Consider the following 16,944-nt stretch of genomic DNA (forward strand, 5'->3'; position numbering starts at 1 on the left):
GGGCGGTCATTGGGGCGGCGGGCGTCTCAGATGGGCTCGTCCAGGCCGTGCTGGACCTGCTCGGCGGCGCGCAGCACGGCGCGGGCCTTGGCCTCGGTCTCGGCCCATTCGGCTTCGGGGTTGGAGTCGGCGACGATGCCGGCGGCGGCCTGCACGTACAGCGTGCCGTCCTTGATGACGCCGGTGCGGATGGCGATGGCCACGTCCATTTCGCCGCCGTAGCTGAGGTAGCCGGCCGCGCCGCCGTAGATGCCGCGGCGCACGGGCTCGAGCTCGTCGATGATCTTCATGGCCTCGACCTTGGGCGCGCCGGTCAGGGTGCCTGCCGGGAACGAGGCGCGCAGCACGTCCATGCTGCTCATGCCCGGGTTCAGGTTGCCGGTGACGTTGGACACCAGGTGCATCACGTGCGAATAGCGCTCGATCACCATGGTGTCGCTGACCTTGACCGAACCCACCTCGGCGACGCGGCCGACGTCGTTGCGGGCCAGGTCGATCAGCATCACGTGCTCGGCCACTTCCTTGGGGTCGGCCTTGAGCTCGGCGGCCAGGGCGGCGTCTTCCTCGGGCGTGGCGCCGCGCTTGCGGGTGCCGGCCAGCGGGCGGATGGTGACCTGCGACTTGGGCGCGCCGTCCACCACCACGCGCTCCTGGCGCACCAGGATTTCGGGCGACGCGCCCACCACCTGGAAATCACCGAAGTTCCAGAAGTACATGTAGGGGGAGGGATTGAGCGACCGCAGGGCGCGGTACAGCGAGAGGGGGGAGTCGCGGAACGGCTTGGCGATGACCTGGCCGATCTGCACCTGCATCAGGTCGCCGGCGGCGATGTGTTCCTTGGCGCGGTGCACGGCCGCCAGGTAGTCTTCCTTCTTGAAGTCGCGCCGCTCCTCGGTCTGCATGCTGGCGTGGCTGTAGGGAATTTCCACCGGGCGTCGCAGGCGCGCGCGCAGGTCGTGCAGGCGCTGCTGGGCGCGGCTGTAGCTTTCGGGCTGGCCCGGGTCGGCGTAGACCATCAGGTAGATGCGGCCGGCCAGGTTGTCGACGATGACCAGTTCGTCCACGTGCATCAGCATCAGGTCGGGCGTGCCGCCTTCCATGCCGGCCGGGAACGGCTTCACGGCGGGACCCAGGCACGGTTCGATGTGGCGCACGGTGTCGTAGCCGAAGTAGCCGGCCAGGCCGCCGCAGAAGCGCGGCATGCCGGGGCGCAGGGCCACCTTGAAGCGGGCCTGGTACTGCTCGATGAAGGCCAGCGGGTCGCCGTCATGGGTTTCCACGACCTTGCCGTCGTGCAGCACTTCGGTGCGGGTGCCGCTGGCGCGGATCACCGTGCGGGCCGGCAGGCCGATGAACGAGTAGCGGCCGAAGCGCTCGCCGCCCACCACCGACTCCATCAGGCAGGTCATGCGGCCGGCCTGCGGGCCGGCATGGGCCAGCTTCAGGTAGATGCCCAGCGGGGTGTCCAGGTCGGCGTAGGTCTCGGCCACCAGCGGGATGCGGTTGTAGCCTTGGGCGGCGAGGGCTTTGAATTCGATTTCGGTCATGGCGGGTCTCGTGGGCGATGGGTATCTGCTTGGGACCGGGCGCACAACAAAAAGCCCGGTCCAGGTTACTGGTTCCGGGCTTGGCTCTGTGTTCTACACAGTATCGGCGCTGGGAGGCGGGGACGCGTCCAGGGCCGGGAAGGGAATCATCGCCACCCGGAAGACAAACGCCACCAGCGCCACGAGGCGCCGAGCATTTGGTTCTGGATGGAAACGTTCATCAGGTGATAGCGGTTCGATAGTCAGGTATGCCGTCAAGGGCGCGGACCCCGGCTTCAGGCCTGGGCTTTCGCGGCGTTCTGGTTCTGATTCCAGAGCTCCACCCACTGGGCGGCGTTGACGAGCGTGTCCACTATACCATCGACATCGAGCTCGCGCACGTCACGGCCTTCGTTGTAACCATACGGCACCACCAGCACCTGGGTGCCGGCGCTGCGGCCGGCCTGGGCGTCGTTGATGGAATCGCCGATGGTGACGGCCTCGGCCACCGTCACGCCCAGCAGTTCGCAGGCGTGCAGCACCTGGTCGGGGTCGGGCTTGCGGCGGGCGCAGGTGTCGCCGCACACCACCGCGTCGAAGAACCCGGCCAGGCCGGTGCGTTGCAGCAGCGGCAGGGTGAATTCGGTGGGCTTGTTGGTGACCACGGCCAGTTTCAGGCCCTGGTCCCGCATGTGCTTGAGCCCTTCCATGACGCCCGGGTAGACCTGGGCGCGTTCGCCGTTGACCAGGTGATAGTGGCGGTAGAAGGCCTCGCGCGCCCGGGCGAAGTCCTCGGGCGAGGGGTCGGCGGCGTCCAGGCTGCCGGCCAGGCTGCGGCGCACCAGGTTGTCCACCCCCTTGCCGACGAAGGTGGCCACGACATCCTCGCGCAGCGCGATCATGCCGAGTTCCACGCGCATGGCGTTGGCCGCGAAGGCCAGGTCGGGGATGGAGTCGAGCAGGGTGCCGTCCAGGTCCAGCAGCGCGGCGCGGAAGGGAGTCATGGCGGGGTTCCTCAGACGGCGGTGGTTTCGCCGATGGCGATCTGCTCGCGCATGGACTTGATGATGCCGGGGTAGTCGGGCTTGCCGAAGATGGCCGAGCCGGCCACGAAGGTGTCGGCGCCGGCGCGGCGGATTTCGGCGATGTTGTCGATCTTCACGCCGCCGTCCACCTGCAGCACGATTTCGTGGCCGCCAGCCTGGGTCCAGGCGTCGATGCGGGCGCGGGCCTCGCGCAGCTTGGCCAGCGCGCCGGGGATGAAGCTCTGGCCGCCGAAGCCGGGGTTGACCGACATGATCAGCACCAGGTCGACCTTGTCCATGACGTGGTCCAGGTACGACAGGGGCGTGGCGGGGTTGAACACCAGGCCGGCCTTACAGCCGTTCTCGCGGATCAGCGACAGGGTGCGGTCGACGTGGCGGCTGGCTTCCGGGTGGAAGCTGATGTAGTTGGCGCCGGCCTTGGCGAACATCGGCACCAGGGCGTCCACCGGCTCGACCATGAGGTGCACGTCGATCGGCACGGAAACATGGGGACGGATCGCCGCGCAGACCATCGGGCCGATGGTCAGGTTGGGCACGTAGTGATTGTCCATCACATCGAAATGGATCCAGTCGGCGCCGGCGGCGACCACGTCACGCACTTCCTCGCCCAGGCGGGCGAAGTCGGCGGACAGGATGCTGGGGGTGATGCGGGTGGTGGTAGACATGGTGTTCGGGGTGGGTGAAGGCATAATGTGCCATTATTGCAGCTTGCTCGTGCCACACAGGAAAGGACTGTGAAACCCTACGACCTGAGCGTCTCTGTCACTCCGCGCTTCGTGCCTGAACAGTCCGATCCCGGCGAGCAGCAATTCGTGTTCGCCTATACCGTGCGCATCACCAACACCGGGGAACATCCGGCCCAGGTGATCAGCCGCCACTGGATTATCACCGATGGCAACCAGCGCGTGCAGGAAGTGCGCGGGCTGGGCGTCGTGGGCCAGCAGCCCCTGCTGGCGCCCGGCGAGACCTTCGAGTACACCAGCGGCTGTCCCCTGCCCACGCCGGTCGGGACGATGCGCGGCACCTACCATTGCGTCGGCGAGAACGGCATTCCGTTCGAAGTGCCGATATCCGAATTCGTCCTGGCCATGCCGCGCACCCTGCACTGACGGGGCGCGGTCATACGTTGTACGGTTTTCCATCTGCTCATGAAGCGCATTCTTAGCCTGTCCGTGCTGTCGGTCCTGCTGGCGGCATGTACCACCCCTTCCGAGATTCCGCCCGAATCCGGCGAACCCGGCGCGTCCGGCGCCCGCCCGGCCTCCGTCGACGGCCCGCTGGTGGTGCCGGCGCTGTCGTCCCTTCCCGATACGCCGCCGCGCGCCCTGGCCGGCAAGTACAAGGCCGGCACCTGGGCCGAGATGCCGGGTTGGACCAATGACGATCTGGCGCAGATCTGGCCCCTGTTTCTGCGCAATTGCAAGGGGCTGATGCGCCCGACCAGCGGCAACCTGGCCGCGCCGGCGCGCGCCACACCGCGCGCCTGGCAGCCGGTGTGCGCCGCGGCGGCTGATCCTTCGCGGGCGCCGGCCGCCAACGACCCCGAGGGCGTGCGCCGCTTCCTGCAGACCTACCTGCAACCCTGGCGCCTGAACGCCGCCGACGGCAAGCCGGCCACCAACACCGTCACCGGCTATTACGAGCCGCTGGTGCGCGGTTCGCGCCGCCAGGGCGGCAACTACCAATGGCCCCTGTACGCGGTGCCGGCCGACCTGCTGACCATCGACCTGGGGTCGGTCTATCCGGAACTGGCCGGCAAGCGCGTGCGCGGCAAGCTCGACGGCAAGCGCGTGGTGCCCTATGACACCCGCGCGGCCATCGAGTCGACCGGCCGCCGCCCGCCGGTGGTGGTGTGGGTCGACGACCCGGTCGACAACTTCTTCCTGCAGGTGCAGGGCTCGGGCCGCGTGCTGCTGACCGACGGCCCCGACAGCGGCAAGACCATCCGCGTGGCCTACGCCGACCATAACGGCCAGCCCTACGTGTCCATCGGCCGCTGGCTGGCGGACCGCGGCGAGCTGTCGGCCGACCAGGCCTCGATGCAGAACATCCGCGCGTGGGCGCAGCGCAATCCCAAGCGCGTGCCCGAGATGCTCAACGCCAACCCGGCGGTGGTGTTCTTCCGCGAAGAGCCGGTGATCGACCCCGAACTCGGCCCCAAGGGCGCCTATGGCGTCAACCTGGCGCCGAAACGCGCGATCGCGGTGGACGCCGGCTTCGTGCCGCTGGGCACGCCGGTGTTCCTGGCCACCACCTTCCCGGCCTCCGACCGGCCGTTGCAGCGCCTGGTGTTCGCGCAGGACACCGGCACCGCCATCCGCGGCGCGGCGCGCGCCGACTTCTACTGGGGCTACGGCGACGAGGCCGGCCAGCAGGCCGGGCGCATGAAGCAGCGCGGCCAGATGTGGCTGCTGTGGCCGAAACAGGCCGGGGAGCCGAGCGCAAGATGACACACCAGATCGTGGTTTGCGGGGCCGGCATCGTCGGCCTGTCCTCGGCCCTGGCGCTGGCCCGCCGCGGCCAGCGCGTGGCCCTGCTGGCGCCGCGCATGAGCGTGCCGCCGGCCGATCCCAACCATTACCACGCGCGCGTCTACGCCATTTCGCCCGCCAGCCAGCGTTTCCTGGCCGAGCTGGGCGTGTGGGACGCGCTGCCGTCGGCCCGCCTGACGCCGGTGCAGGCCATGGAGATCCATGGCGACGCCGATGGCCTGGTACACCTGAACGCCTGGCAGGCGGCCCTGCCGCAACTGGCCTGGATCGTCGAGTCCGGCGAGATCGAGCGGGTGCTGATCCAGGCCGTGCGCATGTTCGGCATCCCCTGGCTGGAAGACCGCTGCACCGGCTACCAGGCTGGCACGGTGGAAACCGAGAGCGGCGCCCGCATCCAGGCCGAATTGTTCGTCGGCGCCGATGGCGCCGCTTCGCCGCTGCGCACCGCCGCCGGCCTCAAGCACGAGGCCGTGTCCTACCACGACACCGGGCTGGTGGTGAACCTGGACGCCGAGCGCGCCCACCAGGGCACCGCCTTCCAGTGGTTCCGCGACGACGGCGTGCTGGCGCTGCTGCCGCTGCCGGACACGGCCGACGGCCCGCAGGTGTCGATGGTCTGGTCGATGCGCGACGCGCAGGCCCGGGAATTGCTGGCGCTGCCGGCCGAGGAGCAGGCCGCGCGGCTCGAATCGATGCTGGAACACGCGGCGCAGGGCCGCCTGGGCCGCCTGAAGGTGCGCAGCACGCTGCACGGTTTCCCGCTGACGCTGGAGCGCGCCCAGATGGTGGCGCCCGGCATCGCGCTGGCCGGCGACGCGGCGCATCGCCTGCACCCGCTGGCCGGGCAGGGCCTGAACCTGGGCCTGGGCGACGTCGAGGCGCTGGCCCGCACCGTGGCCGGACGCGAACCCTACCGCCAGGCCGGCGACCTGCGCGTGCTGCACCGTTACCAGCGCGCCCGCGCCGAGCCGGTGCTGGCGTTGCGGCTGGCCACCGACGGCTTGCACAAGCTGTTCGGCTCGCGCGCCACGCCGCTGGTGTGGCTGCGCAATGCCGGCATGCACTGGGTCGAGCGCGCGCCGCTGGTCAAGCGGCGCCTGATCGCCGGCGCATCGACGAATTAGGGACCGGTCCCCGGGGGGCGGAACCCGCCCGCGGCGGGCGTGTCTGATTCCCTGAAGGCCGGCCCGGGCCGGGCGCCGGATCGGTTACGCTTTCGGCCATCGAAGGCGAGACGTCACAAATACAGGAGTCCCCATGAATTTCCGTTTTTCCGCCGTGCTGGCGGCCTGCTTCATGGCCGCCGGGCTGGGCCTGTCGGCCGGCGCCCAGGCGCAGGCCAGCGGCGACAAGTCCGTCTCCACCAATTCGGTCGGCAAGGCGGACAAGGGCGGCAAGAGCTATTCCACCACCCAGGTGGCGCCGGCGGACCCCGTGGCGGACGCGGTCAAGGAACGTTTCAAGCAGCGCTTCACCGGCATGGACGTGACCGCCGTGCGCCGCACGCCCTACGGCCTGTTCGAGGTGCAGTTGGGCATGGATCTGCTGTACACCGATGAAAAGGTGACCTGGGTCATGGAAGGGCCGTTGATCGACGCCATGACGCGCCGCGACGTCACCCGCGAGGCGCAGGAAAAGCTCGGCTCCATCCCGTTCGACCAATTGCCGCTGGACCTGGCCATCAAGCAGGTCAAGGGCGACGGCTCGCGCAAGGTCGCCATTTTCGAGGACCCCAACTGCGGCTACTGCAAGCAGTTGCGCAAGACGCTCGAGGACGTCGACAACCTCACCGTCTATACCTTCCTGTACCCGATCCTGTCGCCGGACTCGAACACCAAGGTGCGCGACGTCTGGTGCGCGCCGGACCCGGGCAAGGCCTGGGACGACTGGATGCTGCGCGGCCAGAAGCCGGCCACCGCCAATTGCAGCGTGCCCGAGGACAAGCTGCTGGCGCTGGGCAAGCAACTGATGGTGCGCGGCACCCCCACCTTGTTCTTCGCCGACGGCACGCGCATCAGCGGCGCGCTGCCGCTGGACCAGCTCAAGGCACGACTGAACTGACCGGCGCGGGTCGCGTCGGCCGGGCGGCTGGCGCGGCGAGCGCCACGCCACCCGGAGACAGACTTGAAAATCGCAATACTCGACGATTACCACGACGTTGCCAAACGCTACGCGGACTGGGGTTCCCTGGGCGGCGACGCCGAAGTGCGGATCTTCAACAACTTCATCCCCGACGAGCAGGTCGAGGCCACGCTCGAACCCTTCGACGTGATCGTGGCCATGCGCGAGCGCACGCCGTTCCCGGCCGACCGCATCCGCGCGCTGCCCAACCTGCGCCTGCTGGTCACCACCGGCATGCGCAACAACGCCATCGACATGCCGGCCTGCGCCGCGCAGGGCATCGTGGTCAGTGGCGCGCCTGGCAGCGCCGACGCCAACACCGCCACCGCCGAACTGGCGTGGGCCCACATCCTGGGCCTGTTCAAGCACCTGCCCGCCGAAGACGCCGCCATGCGCCGCGGCATGTGGCAGACCGGCATGCCCGAGCCGCTGGCCGGCAAGCGCCTGGGCGTACTGGGACTGGGCAAGTTGGGCGCGGCGGTGGCCAAGGTGGGCCTCGCGTTCGGCATGGACGTGGTGGCCTGGAGCCCCAACCTGACCGACGAGCGCGCCGCCGAGGCGGGGGTCACGCGGGTGGACAAGCACGAACTGTTCGCCACCTCCGACGTGGTCAGCCTGCACCTGATCCTGTCCGACCGCAGCCGCCACATCGTCGACGCCGCGGCGCTGGCCGCGATGAAGCCGACGGCCTACCTGGTGAACACCTCGCGCGCCGGGCTGGTGGACCAGGAAGCCCTGATGGACGCGCTGGTGAAGTTCCGCATCGCCGGCGCCGGCCTGGACGTGTATCCGGAAGAGCCGCTATCGCCCACCGACAGCGTGCGCGACCTGGACAACGTCATCCTGACGCCGCACCTGGGCTACGTCAGCCGCGAGAACTTCGAGGCCTTCTACCGCAATGCGCTGGAGGCCGTGAAGGCCTGGCGCGCCGGCCAGCCGGTGAGGGTGCTGAACGCCTGAGCGCCACTATGGAAAAGGCCCCGGTATTTCGCCCCTCGTGGGTCGGAACATCGGGGCCTTTTGCTATCCACGCCGCGCGCGGACAGGGCGGCGTTCAGCCGCGCGTGAAGGTCACTTTCTTTTCGACGATGCCAGCGGCGTCGGGCGTGGCGGGCGTATCGCCACAGGCTTCGTCCGCCTCATCCGACGGATCGACCGTGTCGAACGCGGTGTCGCCGTTGGCGTCCGGCACGCCGGTCGGCTTGAGGCCGACGAAGTCGAACAGGTCGCGGTCCATCAGGTGCGACGGCACCACGCGTGACAGCGCGTTGAAGACGTTCCACGAGCGGCCCGGGTGCTCCTTGTCCCATTGCTTGATCATGCGGCCGACTTCCTTGCGCTTCAGGTTTTCCTGGGAGCCGCACAGGTTGCAGGGGATGATCGGGAACTGCTTGAGTTCGGCGTAGGCGATCAGGTCGGTTTCCGGCACGTAGGCGAGCGGGCGGATGACGGTGTGGCGACCGTCGTCGGACACCAGCTTGGGCGGCATGCCCTTGGCCTTGCCGCCGTAGAACAGGTTCAGGAAGAACGTGCCCAGGATGTCGTCGCGGTGATGGCCGAGCGCGATCTTGGTGGCGCCCAGTTCCGAGGCCACGCGGTACAGGATGCCGCGGCGCAGGCGCGAACAGAGCGAGCACATCGTCTTGCCTTCTTCGAGCACGCGCGTGACGATGGAATAGGTATCCTGCGTCTCGATGTGGAACGGCACGCCCAGTTCGGTCAGGTAGCGCGGCAGGATGTCGGCCGGAAAGCCGGGTTGCTTCTGGTCCAGGTTGACCGCGATCAGTTCGAACCGGAACGGCGCGCGCTTTTGCAACTGGAGCAGGATGTCCAGCATGGCGTAGGAGTCCTTGCCGCCCGACAGGCACACCATGACGCGGTCGCCCGCCTCGATCATGTTGTAGTCGGAGAGGGCGCGGGTGGTCTCGCGCGCCAGGCGCTTGGTGAGCTTGTTGCCTTCGTGGCGGGCCTTCTTGTCGTCGGGGCCGGCCACGGAGACGGCGCGGGTCGGCGCCGCCGCGTCGGGAGAGTCCGCCACGGCGCGGATGTCGGGGGAGGCGATATCGTTCATGGTCAACGCGAGATCTGGATTTCCACGCCCACCGCCGCACAGTCGGAGAAGGCCATGGGCTTGCTGATGCGCAGGCGCAGCGAGCGGATTTCATGGAAGTCGGCCAACAGGCGCGCGGCGACTTGTTCCACCAGGGTTTCGATCAGGTTCACGTGCGCCTGGGTGCATTCCTCGACGATGGCCTCGCGCAGGCGGCGATAGTCCAGCACGCTGTGGATATCGTGGTCGTCGACCGCGCGCTGGATGTCGACGTCGAACTCGGCGTCGACGTGCAGCGGCTGGGTGGCGCGGCGTTCATGTTCGAGGATGCCGATGCGGGCGTCGAGCGCGAGCCCGGATAGGATGATGCGGCGAGTGGGCATGATGAAAACCTGGGTGGAATGCCGGAATTGTAAGGCGGCGGCGAACCGGGCCGGCGCGCTGGCTACAATTCGGCCATGGCCGGACGCCCGCGTGGGGGCGGCGACGGCAAACAAGGGATGAAATGCAACAGATGCACGATGCGGTCATTGTAGGCGGCGGCCCGGCCGGCGCCTCCTGCGCCCTCTGGCTGGCCCGGCTGGGCCTGGCGCCGTTGCTGGTCGAGGCAAGCGGCCGCCTGGGCGGCCTGGCCGTGGACAACCCCTTCGCCGACGACTGGATCGCGGTGCTGCCCGGCATGACCGGCCAGCAGGTGGCCGCCAATATCGATACCAGCGTGCGCGCCGCCGGCGTTCCGCTACGCCTGGACACCCGGGTGACGGCGGTGCGGCCCTGCAAGGGCGGCATCGAGGCGACCCTTTCCAAGGCCAATGGGGACGTATCGCTGGCGCGCGGCCGCACCCTGGTGATCGCCTCGGGCGTGCGCGCCAAGGGCTTTCCGGAACATCCGCCGGGCTCGCAGTGGCCGGGGGTGCTGATCGGGCCGGGTTCGCCGATCGTGGCGCAGGATTACTCCGGCCTGTCGGTGGCGGTGCTGGGGGGCGGCGACAACGCCTTCGAGAACTATGTCTACGTGCGCAACCGCGGCGCCCGCGCCGTGCACCTGTACGCCCGCAGCGTGCGCGCCCAGCAGCAGTGGGTGCTGCGCGCCGGCAAGGAAGGCGTGCGCATCGGTCCGTACCAGGTCGATCCGGCCACCCGCAGCGTCGACGGCCAGCGCTACGACCTGATCCTGGTGTTCTACGGCTGGGAGCCGCAGGCCGCGTTCGCCGACGGCCTGCAACTGGCGCGCGACGCGCGTGGCTACATCCGCACCGATTTCGCCACCGCCGAGACCAGCGTGCCGGACATCTACGCCATCGGCGAGGTGGCTCACCGCATGCATCCCTGCGTGGTCACGTCGATGGCGGACGGCGTGGTGGCGGCCAAGGCGATCCAGCGGCGCTGGGAACGCGCCGGGGAATAACGCCGGGGCCGTTGCGGCGCCGCTGACATCACGCCCGTCGACGCCGCCATCGCGTCGCCGAATGTCCGACCCTGCAAACGGCCGGCATCGGGCGACGCGCCCGGGCCTCAGCGCGCCAGCAGGAATCCCAGCACCGCGTCGCGGAATTCATCCGGCCGCTCGATGTTGGACAGGTGCACCGCCTCCAACAGCAGCCACTGCGCGCCCGGCACGGTCGCGGCGATCTGTTCGCCATGGCTGGCGGCCGTGACGGTGTCGTCGCGGCCCGCGATCACCAGCGTCGGCCGCGGAATCAGCGCGATGGTGCGGCGCAGGTCGGCGTCGCGCACCGCCGCGAACGCGCCCGCCAGGCCTTGCGGATCGGTGTTCAGCAGCATGTCGCGGAAGGTGTCGATGACCGGCCCGCCGGCGCGCAGCATCGACGCCGGGAACCAGTTCGCCAGGAACGTCTCGGCGGCCTGTGTCATGTCCGGCGCCCGCAGCGTGGTGGCGATGCGTTCATCCCACTGCGGCCCGGGGCCGAGATAGGGCGAGGTGTTGGCCAGGATCAGGCGGTCGATGCGCTCGGGCGCATGCACGCCCAGCCATTGCCCGATGATGCCGCCCAGCGACAGGCCGAGGAAGTGGGCGCGCGTCACGTCCAGCGCATCGAACAGCTCCAGCACGTCGCGGCCGAGCCGGTCCAGCGAGTAGGCGCCGGCAGGCACGCTGGAATTGCCATGTCCGCGGGTATCGAAGCGCAGCACGCGGAAATGCCGCGCCAGCGCCGGCACCAGGTCGTCCCACATGTGCAGCGTGGTGCCGATGGAGTTGGACAAGGCCAGCAGCGGCAGGCCGGCATCGCCGTCCCAGCGGTAGGCGATGCGGGCGCCGTCGCCCGTGGTGATGAAAGTCGTGTCGGCAGGCATGATGAGCGTCCTGTTCATGAAGGGGATGCGAGGCCTGGAGCGGATGTCGCGCTCATCTGCCGGGCCGGGCAACGGGGTAGTCGTTGAAGACATCGTAGTTGCCGCCCGGCCTGAAAGAAATTACAAAGATCGCACAGTCACTGTAGGAAAACCTGACATGAGCGAGTTCACCCTGCACGACCTGCAGTGCTTTGACGCGGTGGTGCGGGCCGGCGGCTTCCAGGCCGCCGCCGAGACCCTGCACCGCTCGCACCCGGCGGTATTCGCCGCCGTGGCCAAGCTGGAACGCCAATTGGACCTGGCGCTGCTGGACCGCAGCGGCTACCGGGTGCGGCCCACCGCCGCGGGGCATTCGTTCCATCTGCGCGCGCAGGGCCTGCTGCGCGAACTGGCCGGCCTGCGCGCCCACGCCGAACAACTGGCGATGGGCCAGGAAAGCGAGTTGAACGTGGTGATTGGCGACTTCTGTCCACGCCCGCTGCTGCTGGGACTGTTGGGCCAGTTCTTCGCGCAATGGTCGGCCACGCGCCTGAACCTGCACTTCGAGGCCGTGACCGGGCCGTGGGAACGGCTGCTGGACGGCGATGCCGACCTGATCCTGCACCGCGTGGAGCCGGGCGAGGCGCGCGTCGAATGCCTGGAACTGGGCAGCGTGCCATTCGTGCCGGTGGCCGCACCCGGCTATCTGCCGTCGGCCCCGCGCGCGTTGCGGCCCGAGCACCTGCGCGACTACACCCAATGCGTCATGCGCGACACCGCCCGCCACACGCCGGCGCGCGATTACTTCATGGTGGAGGGGGCGCGTCAGTGCACCGTGGCCGACCAACTGATGAAGAAGGAGATCATCCTGCAGGGCCTGGGCTGGGGCCACATGCCGCGCTTCCTGGTGGAAGACGAGTTGCGCGATGGCCGCCTGTGGTCGCTGGCCAATCGTCACCTGCCGGGCAGCACCGAGACGTTGGCGGCCGCGCGCCGCGCCGACCGGCCGCAGGGGCCGGTCATGACGCGCTTGTGGGACACGTTGCGCGCGCACGCGCCCGCCATTCGACAGGCTGTGTCGCCGGCAAAAAAGCGCAAGCCCTGATCCCGCATCCGAAAGCCGCTTGCCCTGCCTGTCGCGCAGGTGGCGGCCACGCCGCTCAGTACTTGCCGGTCAGCAGTTCGCCGGCGTCGGGCACGCGCGTTTCCAGGTCCAGCACCTTGAGCATGCGATAGACCGTGGCCGCGGCGGCCGTCACAACCGGCAGGCCCAGGCGGTCCTGCACCGGCTGGATCGACGCCAGCGACGGCATCTGCACGCAGGCCGACAGCACCACCGCGTCGACGCCGCGCGTATCCAGGCGTTCGACATGGCTGGCGGGCGCCAGCGGGTCCTGCGCGCCCACCTTCAGGTTGTCGGCGATCTCCAGCGACAGGCTGTCGTGCACCTCGATGCCTTCGTGTTCGATGTAGTCCACCACCAGCTTGGTCAGCGGCTTCATGTAGGGCGTCAGGATGGCGACCTTGCGCGCGCCGATGGCGTGCAGGCCCTCGACCAGCGCGCCGGCGCTGGAGACGATGGGCGCGGGCGCGCCGTTGTCCACGGTGGCCTGGTGCAGCCGTTCCTGCGAGGCGCGGTGGTAGCCCAGGCCCTGCGCCATGATGGCCACCAGGCAGGCGTAGCCCAGCACGTCGACGCGCGCGTCCGACAGTTCCTGCGCGCAGCGGTCGGACTCGCGATCCATCGAGGCCAGCTCGGCCGCCGTCACTTGCTTCATGCGCATGCGGCTGGAATGGAAGGTGAAGCGTTCGGGCGCGATGGTCTCGCGCCGGCGCAGCATGGCGGGGATCTCCGTTTCCATGGTGGTGTTGGAACTGGGAACGATCTGGCCGATGCGCAGGACGCGGGGCGACTGGGTCATGGCGGGTCTCCGGTAAGCGTTGTCAGCGCCCGGGAGGGCGCGAGAAGCCGATTCTGCTCGCCGCGAACGATAGTTTCCAATATAGTTTTTGTCTGGTTTCATATCTTTCGCAAATCATTGGCCGCCATGGAAATCCGCCAACTCCGTTATTTCGCCGTGCTGGCCGAAGAACTCAACTTCACCCGCGCCGCCGCCCGGCTGCACATTTCGCAGCCGCCGCTGAGCCTGCAGATCGCCCAGCTCGAGCGCGAGCTGGAGGTCAGGCTGTTCGACCGCACCAACCGGCGGGTGACGCTGACCGAGGCCGGCGCCGCGTTCCTGAACGACGTGCGCGCCACGCTCGCCGGCCTCAAGGACGCCACGGTGCGGGCGCGCGCCGTCGACCAGGGCAGGGCGGGGCGGGTCGAGATCGGCCTGTCCGGCTCGCACTTCCTGGGGCCGGTGCCGGCGCTGATCGCGCGTCATGCGCAGACCCACCCGCAGGTGTCGGTGCTGCTCAATGAAATGAATCCCGCCGCGCAGTTGGACGCGGTGCGCGGCCACCGGATCGACGTCAGCATCTCGCGCACCGCCGTGGACGACGACGAACTGCAATCGCTGGCGCTGTGGCCCGATCCCGTGGTGGCGGCCCTGCCGCCCGGGCACCGCCTGGCCGGGCGCAAGCGCCTGGCGTTGGCCGACCTCAGGCAGGACGCTTTCGTGATGCTGCGCACCGAGACCTCGGCCTTCGCCCGCGAGCTGGCCGATACCTGTGCCCGCGCCGGCCTGGCGCAGTCGGTGGCGCAGCGCGTGGCCGAAGTGCCGGCGCAGTTGGCGCTGGTGGCGGCCGGGCTGGGCGTGGCCCTGGTGCCGGGCTCTGCGTGCGGCCATTTCGGCGCGCGCATCGCGGTGTGCGCGCTGCCGGCCGCGGTCGGCAGCGGCACGGTCTACGCAGTCACGCGGCGCGACGACGGCAACCGCGCGCTGCAGGCGTTCCTGCGCACGGCGGGACAGATCGCGGCGCGCCCGCCGCGCTGAGACGCGTGCTCTTTTGCGCAGGCGAAGCCGCTCCTCCAGATTCCGGAATAGGCATTTCGCGGCAGCGCGGCCACACTCTCCCGCACAAGTTGATTCGCACCAGGATCACGCAGGGAGACAAGCATGCCGCACCCGCAACGCTGGCTGGCCGCCAGCGCGCTGTCGCTCGCCATGGCGGGTCCCGCCCTGGCGGCGTGGCCCGAACGGCCCATCACCCTCATCGTGCCGGCTTCGCCCGGCGGCACCACCGACATCGCGGCGCGCCTGATCGCCGACAAGCTGGCCACGAAGCTGGGCCAGCAGGTCATCGTCGAGAACCGCGCCGGCGCCGCCGGCATCATCGGCGCGCAGACCCTGGCGCGCGCCAAGCCTGACGGCTACACGGTGCTGATGGGCAACATCGGCCCCAACGCCATCAACTACGCGCTCTACAAGACGCTGCCCTACAAGCCGGCCGACTTCGCGCCGGTGACGCTGGTGATTTCCGTGCCCAACGTGCTGGTGGTCAACGAGGCCTCGCCCGCGCACAGCGTGGCCGACCTGCTGGCGCTGGCTCGCAAGGACCCGGGCAAGGTGTCGTTCGGCAGTTCGGGCAGCGGCCAGTCGCCGCACCTGTCGGCCGAGCTGTTCAAGCAGCGCGCCGGCATCGGTGGCACGCACGTGCCCTACAAGGGCGCGGGCCCCGCGGTGGCGGCGCTGCTGGGCCAGCAGTTCACCTTCATGATCGACAACCTGCCCAGCTCCATGCCTTACATCCAGTCGGGCAAGCTGCGCGCGCTGGCCGTCACCAGCGCGCGGCGCCTGGCGGAATTGCCCGACGTGCCGACGATGGCCGAGGCCGGCGTGCCCGACATGGTGGTCACCGCCTGGTTCGGCCTGGTGGCGCCGGCCGGCACGCCCGCCACCGTCATCGACACGCTCTATGCCGCCACCCGCGACGTGGTGCGCAGCCCCGACATCGCCGAGCGCTTTCGTGCCATGGGCGGGCAGGCCGGCGGCAACACGCCAGCCGAGTTCGCCGCCTTCATCGACCAGGAACGCACGCGCTGGAAACAGATCGTGGACGCCGCGGGCATCGCGCAGGAGCAATAAGTGATCGACAAGATTCAGGCTTGCATGAGGGATGCCGTGGCCGTCATTCCCGACGGCGCCAGCGTGCTGGTGGGGGGCTTCGGCGAGGCCGGCGTGCCATACGAATTGCTGCACTGCCTGGCCGAGCTGGGCCGGCGCGACCTGACCCTCATCGCGAACAACGCCGGCACCCACGACCGCGGCATCGCCGCGCTGCTCAATCGCCGCCAGGTGCGCAAGATCATCTGCTCGCATCCGCGCCCGCCCAATTCAGAAGCCTTCGCCCGCGCCTTCCGCGCCGGCGAGGTGGAGCTGGAATGCGTGCCGCAGGGCACCCTGGCCGAACGCCTGCGCGCGGCCGGCGCGGGCCTGGGGCCGTTCTACACGCCCACCGGCTACGGCACCGAGCTGGCGCAAGGACGCCGCCAGGAGGTGATCGGCGGCGTCGGCTACGTGCTGGAACAGCCGCTGCGCGGCGACTACGCGCTGATCCGCGCGCACCAGGGCGACCGCTGGGGCAACCTGATGTACCGCCACGCCGCGCGCAATTTCAACCCCGTGATGTGCATGGCCGCCGGCCATGCCATCGCCCAGGTCGACGAGGTCGTGCCGCTGGGCGCCTTCGCGCCCGAGCACATCATGACGCCCGGCCTGTTCGTGAAAACCGTGGTGCGGGTGGAGACCTGACATGCCGACGATCACCCCCATGACCCGCCAGCAGGTCGCGCAACTGCTGGCCGGCGATATCCCCGACGGCTCGGTCGTCAACCTGGGCATCGGCATGCCGACCCTGGTGGGCGACTACCTGCCGCCCGACAAGGACATCCTCTTGCACAGCGAGAACGGCATCACCGGCATGGGGCCCGCGGCGGCTGGAGACGCCATCGATCCGGACCTCATCAACGCCAGCCGCCAGCCCATCACGCTGCTGCCGGGCGCCTCCATCACCGAACACACCGTGTCGTTCGCCATGATGCGCGGCGGCCATCTCGACTACGCCGTGCTCGGCGCCTTCCAGGTCTCGGAACGCGGCGACCTGGCCAACTGGAAGACCGACGCCGCCGACGCCATTCCGGCCGTCGGCGGCGCCATGGACCTGGCGGTCGGCGCGCGCCAGGTGCTGGCCATGATGGAACACCGCGGCCGCGACGGCGCGCCCAAGATCCTGCGCCAATGCCGCTACCCACTGACCGGCGCGCGCGTCGTCACACGTATCTACACCGACCTGGCCGTGATCGACGTTACGCCCGACGGCCTGCGCGTGCACGCCATGCTGCGGGGCGTCAGCGCCGACGATCTGCAGGCCGCCACCGAAGCGCCCTTGCGGTTTACCGATACGCCATCGGTCTTCGCGCTCGATGCCGCCGGCGCGCCGCGCTACGTCAGGGGCTGACGCAACCCGCC

18 protein-coding genes are annotated in these 16,944 nt (G+C 69.5%); 11 read left to right on the forward strand and 7 right to left on the reverse strand.

From position 1 onward, the window contains the following. Window positions 1-26: 26 nt before the first annotated feature. The 3 genes from trpE to rpe all read right to left on the reverse strand — a co-directional run bounded on the left by trpE (window position 27) and on the right by rpe (window position 3,261). Window positions 27-1,547 (reverse strand): anthranilate synthase component I, encoded by a 1,521-nt coding sequence (trpE, locus tag ACUDCK_RS01660; RefSeq protein WP_024067527.1) that lies wholly within the window; start codon window positions 1,545-1,547, stop codon window positions 27-29. 275 nt (window positions 1,548-1,822) lie between these two features. Next, entirely contained in the window at window positions 1,823-2,530 is a 708-nt protein-coding gene (locus tag ACUDCK_RS01665; RefSeq protein WP_026385137.1) for a phosphoglycolate phosphatase, read from the reverse strand. A gap of 11 nt (window positions 2,531-2,541) precedes the next feature. Beyond that, window positions 2,542-3,261 (reverse strand): ribulose-phosphate 3-epimerase, encoded by a 720-nt coding sequence (gene rpe, locus ACUDCK_RS01670; RefSeq protein ID WP_175167228.1) that lies wholly within the window; start codon window positions 3,259-3,261, stop codon window positions 2,542-2,544. Window positions 3,262-3,306: 45 nt separating this feature from the next. Between rpe and apaG the strand changes: the two genes are divergently transcribed. The 5 genes from apaG (at window position 3,307) to ACUDCK_RS01695 (ending at window position 8,145) form a co-directional block, all read left to right on the forward strand. After that, window positions 3,307-3,681 carry a Co2+/Mg2+ efflux protein ApaG gene (gene apaG / locus ACUDCK_RS01675; protein WP_054503625.1) on the forward strand — a complete coding sequence of 125 codons (375 nt, stop codon included), beginning with the start codon at window positions 3,307-3,309 and terminating at the stop codon, window positions 3,679-3,681. Window positions 3,682-3,720: 39 nt separating this feature from the next. Further along, entirely contained in the window at window positions 3,721-5,022 is a 1,302-nt protein-coding gene (mltA, locus tag ACUDCK_RS01680) for a murein transglycosylase A (protein ID WP_054503624.1), read from the forward strand. Continuing rightward, window positions 5,019-6,188, forward strand: a complete 1,170-nt coding sequence (locus tag ACUDCK_RS01685) for a UbiH/UbiF family hydroxylase (RefSeq protein ID WP_054503623.1) — start codon at window positions 5,019-5,021, stop codon at window positions 6,186-6,188. The genes mltA and ACUDCK_RS01685 overlap by 4 nt, the downstream gene beginning before the upstream one ends. Before the next feature lie 133 nt (window positions 6,189-6,321). Then, window positions 6,322-7,125 (forward strand): DsbC family protein, encoded by an 804-nt coding sequence (locus ACUDCK_RS01690; RefSeq protein WP_049070812.1) that lies wholly within the window; start codon window positions 6,322-6,324, stop codon window positions 7,123-7,125. Between the two features lie 63 nt (window positions 7,126-7,188). After that, window positions 7,189-8,145 (forward strand): D-2-hydroxyacid dehydrogenase family protein, encoded by a 957-nt coding sequence (locus tag ACUDCK_RS01695; protein ID WP_054503622.1) that lies wholly within the window; start codon window positions 7,189-7,191, stop codon window positions 8,143-8,145. A 94-nt stretch (window positions 8,146-8,239) separates the two neighbouring features. Here the strand turns inward: ACUDCK_RS01695 and ttcA are convergent, their stop codons facing one another. After that, complete coding sequence (gene ttcA, locus ACUDCK_RS01700; protein ID WP_054503621.1) at window positions 8,240-9,256, reverse strand: tRNA 2-thiocytidine(32) synthetase TtcA; 1,017 nt, start codon at window positions 9,254-9,256, stop codon at window positions 8,240-8,242. Between the two features lie 2 nt (window positions 9,257-9,258). Beyond that, window positions 9,259-9,618, reverse strand: a complete 360-nt coding sequence (gene folB / locus ACUDCK_RS01705) for a dihydroneopterin aldolase (protein WP_006386740.1) — start codon at window positions 9,616-9,618, stop codon at window positions 9,259-9,261. A 122-nt stretch (window positions 9,619-9,740) separates the two neighbouring features. Between folB and ACUDCK_RS01710 the strand changes: the two genes are divergently transcribed. Further along, a complete protein-coding gene (locus tag ACUDCK_RS01710; RefSeq protein ID WP_175167227.1) occupies window positions 9,741-10,643 on the forward strand; it encodes an NAD(P)/FAD-dependent oxidoreductase in 903 nt (300 codons plus the stop codon). Window positions 10,644-10,750: 107 nt separating this feature from the next. Here ACUDCK_RS01710 and pcaD read toward each other — a convergent pair whose 3' ends face one another. Continuing rightward, window positions 10,751-11,551 carry a 3-oxoadipate enol-lactonase gene (pcaD, locus tag ACUDCK_RS01715; RefSeq protein ID WP_175167338.1) on the reverse strand — a complete coding sequence of 267 codons (801 nt, stop codon included), beginning with the start codon at window positions 11,549-11,551 and terminating at the stop codon, window positions 10,751-10,753. A gap of 157 nt (window positions 11,552-11,708) precedes the next feature. Here pcaD and ACUDCK_RS01720 point away from each other — a divergent pair, with 157 nt between their 5' ends. Beyond that, window positions 11,709-12,635: a LysR family transcriptional regulator gene (locus ACUDCK_RS01720; RefSeq protein ID WP_175167226.1), complete on the forward strand. Its 927-nt coding sequence runs from the start codon at window positions 11,709-11,711 to the stop codon at window positions 12,633-12,635. Window positions 12,636-12,690: 55 nt separating this feature from the next. Here the strand turns inward: ACUDCK_RS01720 and ACUDCK_RS01725 are convergent, their stop codons facing one another. Next, window positions 12,691-13,452 carry a maleate cis-trans isomerase family protein gene (locus ACUDCK_RS01725; RefSeq protein WP_049070818.1) on the reverse strand — a complete coding sequence of 254 codons (762 nt, stop codon included), beginning with the start codon at window positions 13,450-13,452 and terminating at the stop codon, window positions 12,691-12,693. Between the two features lie 126 nt (window positions 13,453-13,578). Between ACUDCK_RS01725 and ACUDCK_RS01730 the strand changes: the two genes are divergently transcribed. The 4 genes from ACUDCK_RS01730 to ACUDCK_RS01745 all read left to right on the forward strand — a co-directional run bounded on the left by ACUDCK_RS01730 (window position 13,579) and on the right by ACUDCK_RS01745 (window position 16,933). After that, window positions 13,579-14,469, forward strand: a complete 891-nt coding sequence (locus tag ACUDCK_RS01730; RefSeq protein ID WP_175167225.1) for a LysR substrate-binding domain-containing protein — start codon at window positions 13,579-13,581, stop codon at window positions 14,467-14,469. Between the two features lie 123 nt (window positions 14,470-14,592). Continuing rightward, window positions 14,593-15,561, forward strand: a complete 969-nt coding sequence (locus ACUDCK_RS01735) for a Bug family tripartite tricarboxylate transporter substrate binding protein (protein ID WP_064525947.1) — start codon at window positions 14,593-14,595, stop codon at window positions 15,559-15,561. After that, window positions 15,562-16,227 carry a 3-oxoacid CoA-transferase subunit A gene (locus tag ACUDCK_RS01740; protein ID WP_175167224.1) on the forward strand — a complete coding sequence of 222 codons (666 nt, stop codon included), beginning with the start codon at window positions 15,562-15,564 and terminating at the stop codon, window positions 16,225-16,227. Window position 16,228: 1 nt separating this feature from the next. Then, window positions 16,229-16,933, forward strand: coding sequence for a 3-oxoacid CoA-transferase subunit B (locus tag ACUDCK_RS01745; protein ID WP_175167223.1), 705 nt, complete (start codon window positions 16,229-16,231; stop codon window positions 16,931-16,933). The last annotated feature ends 11 nt before the right edge of the window (window positions 16,934-16,944 follow it).

The sequence above is a fragment of the Achromobacter sp. CF-sbj1-Ac2-l genome, assembly GCF_052698165.1.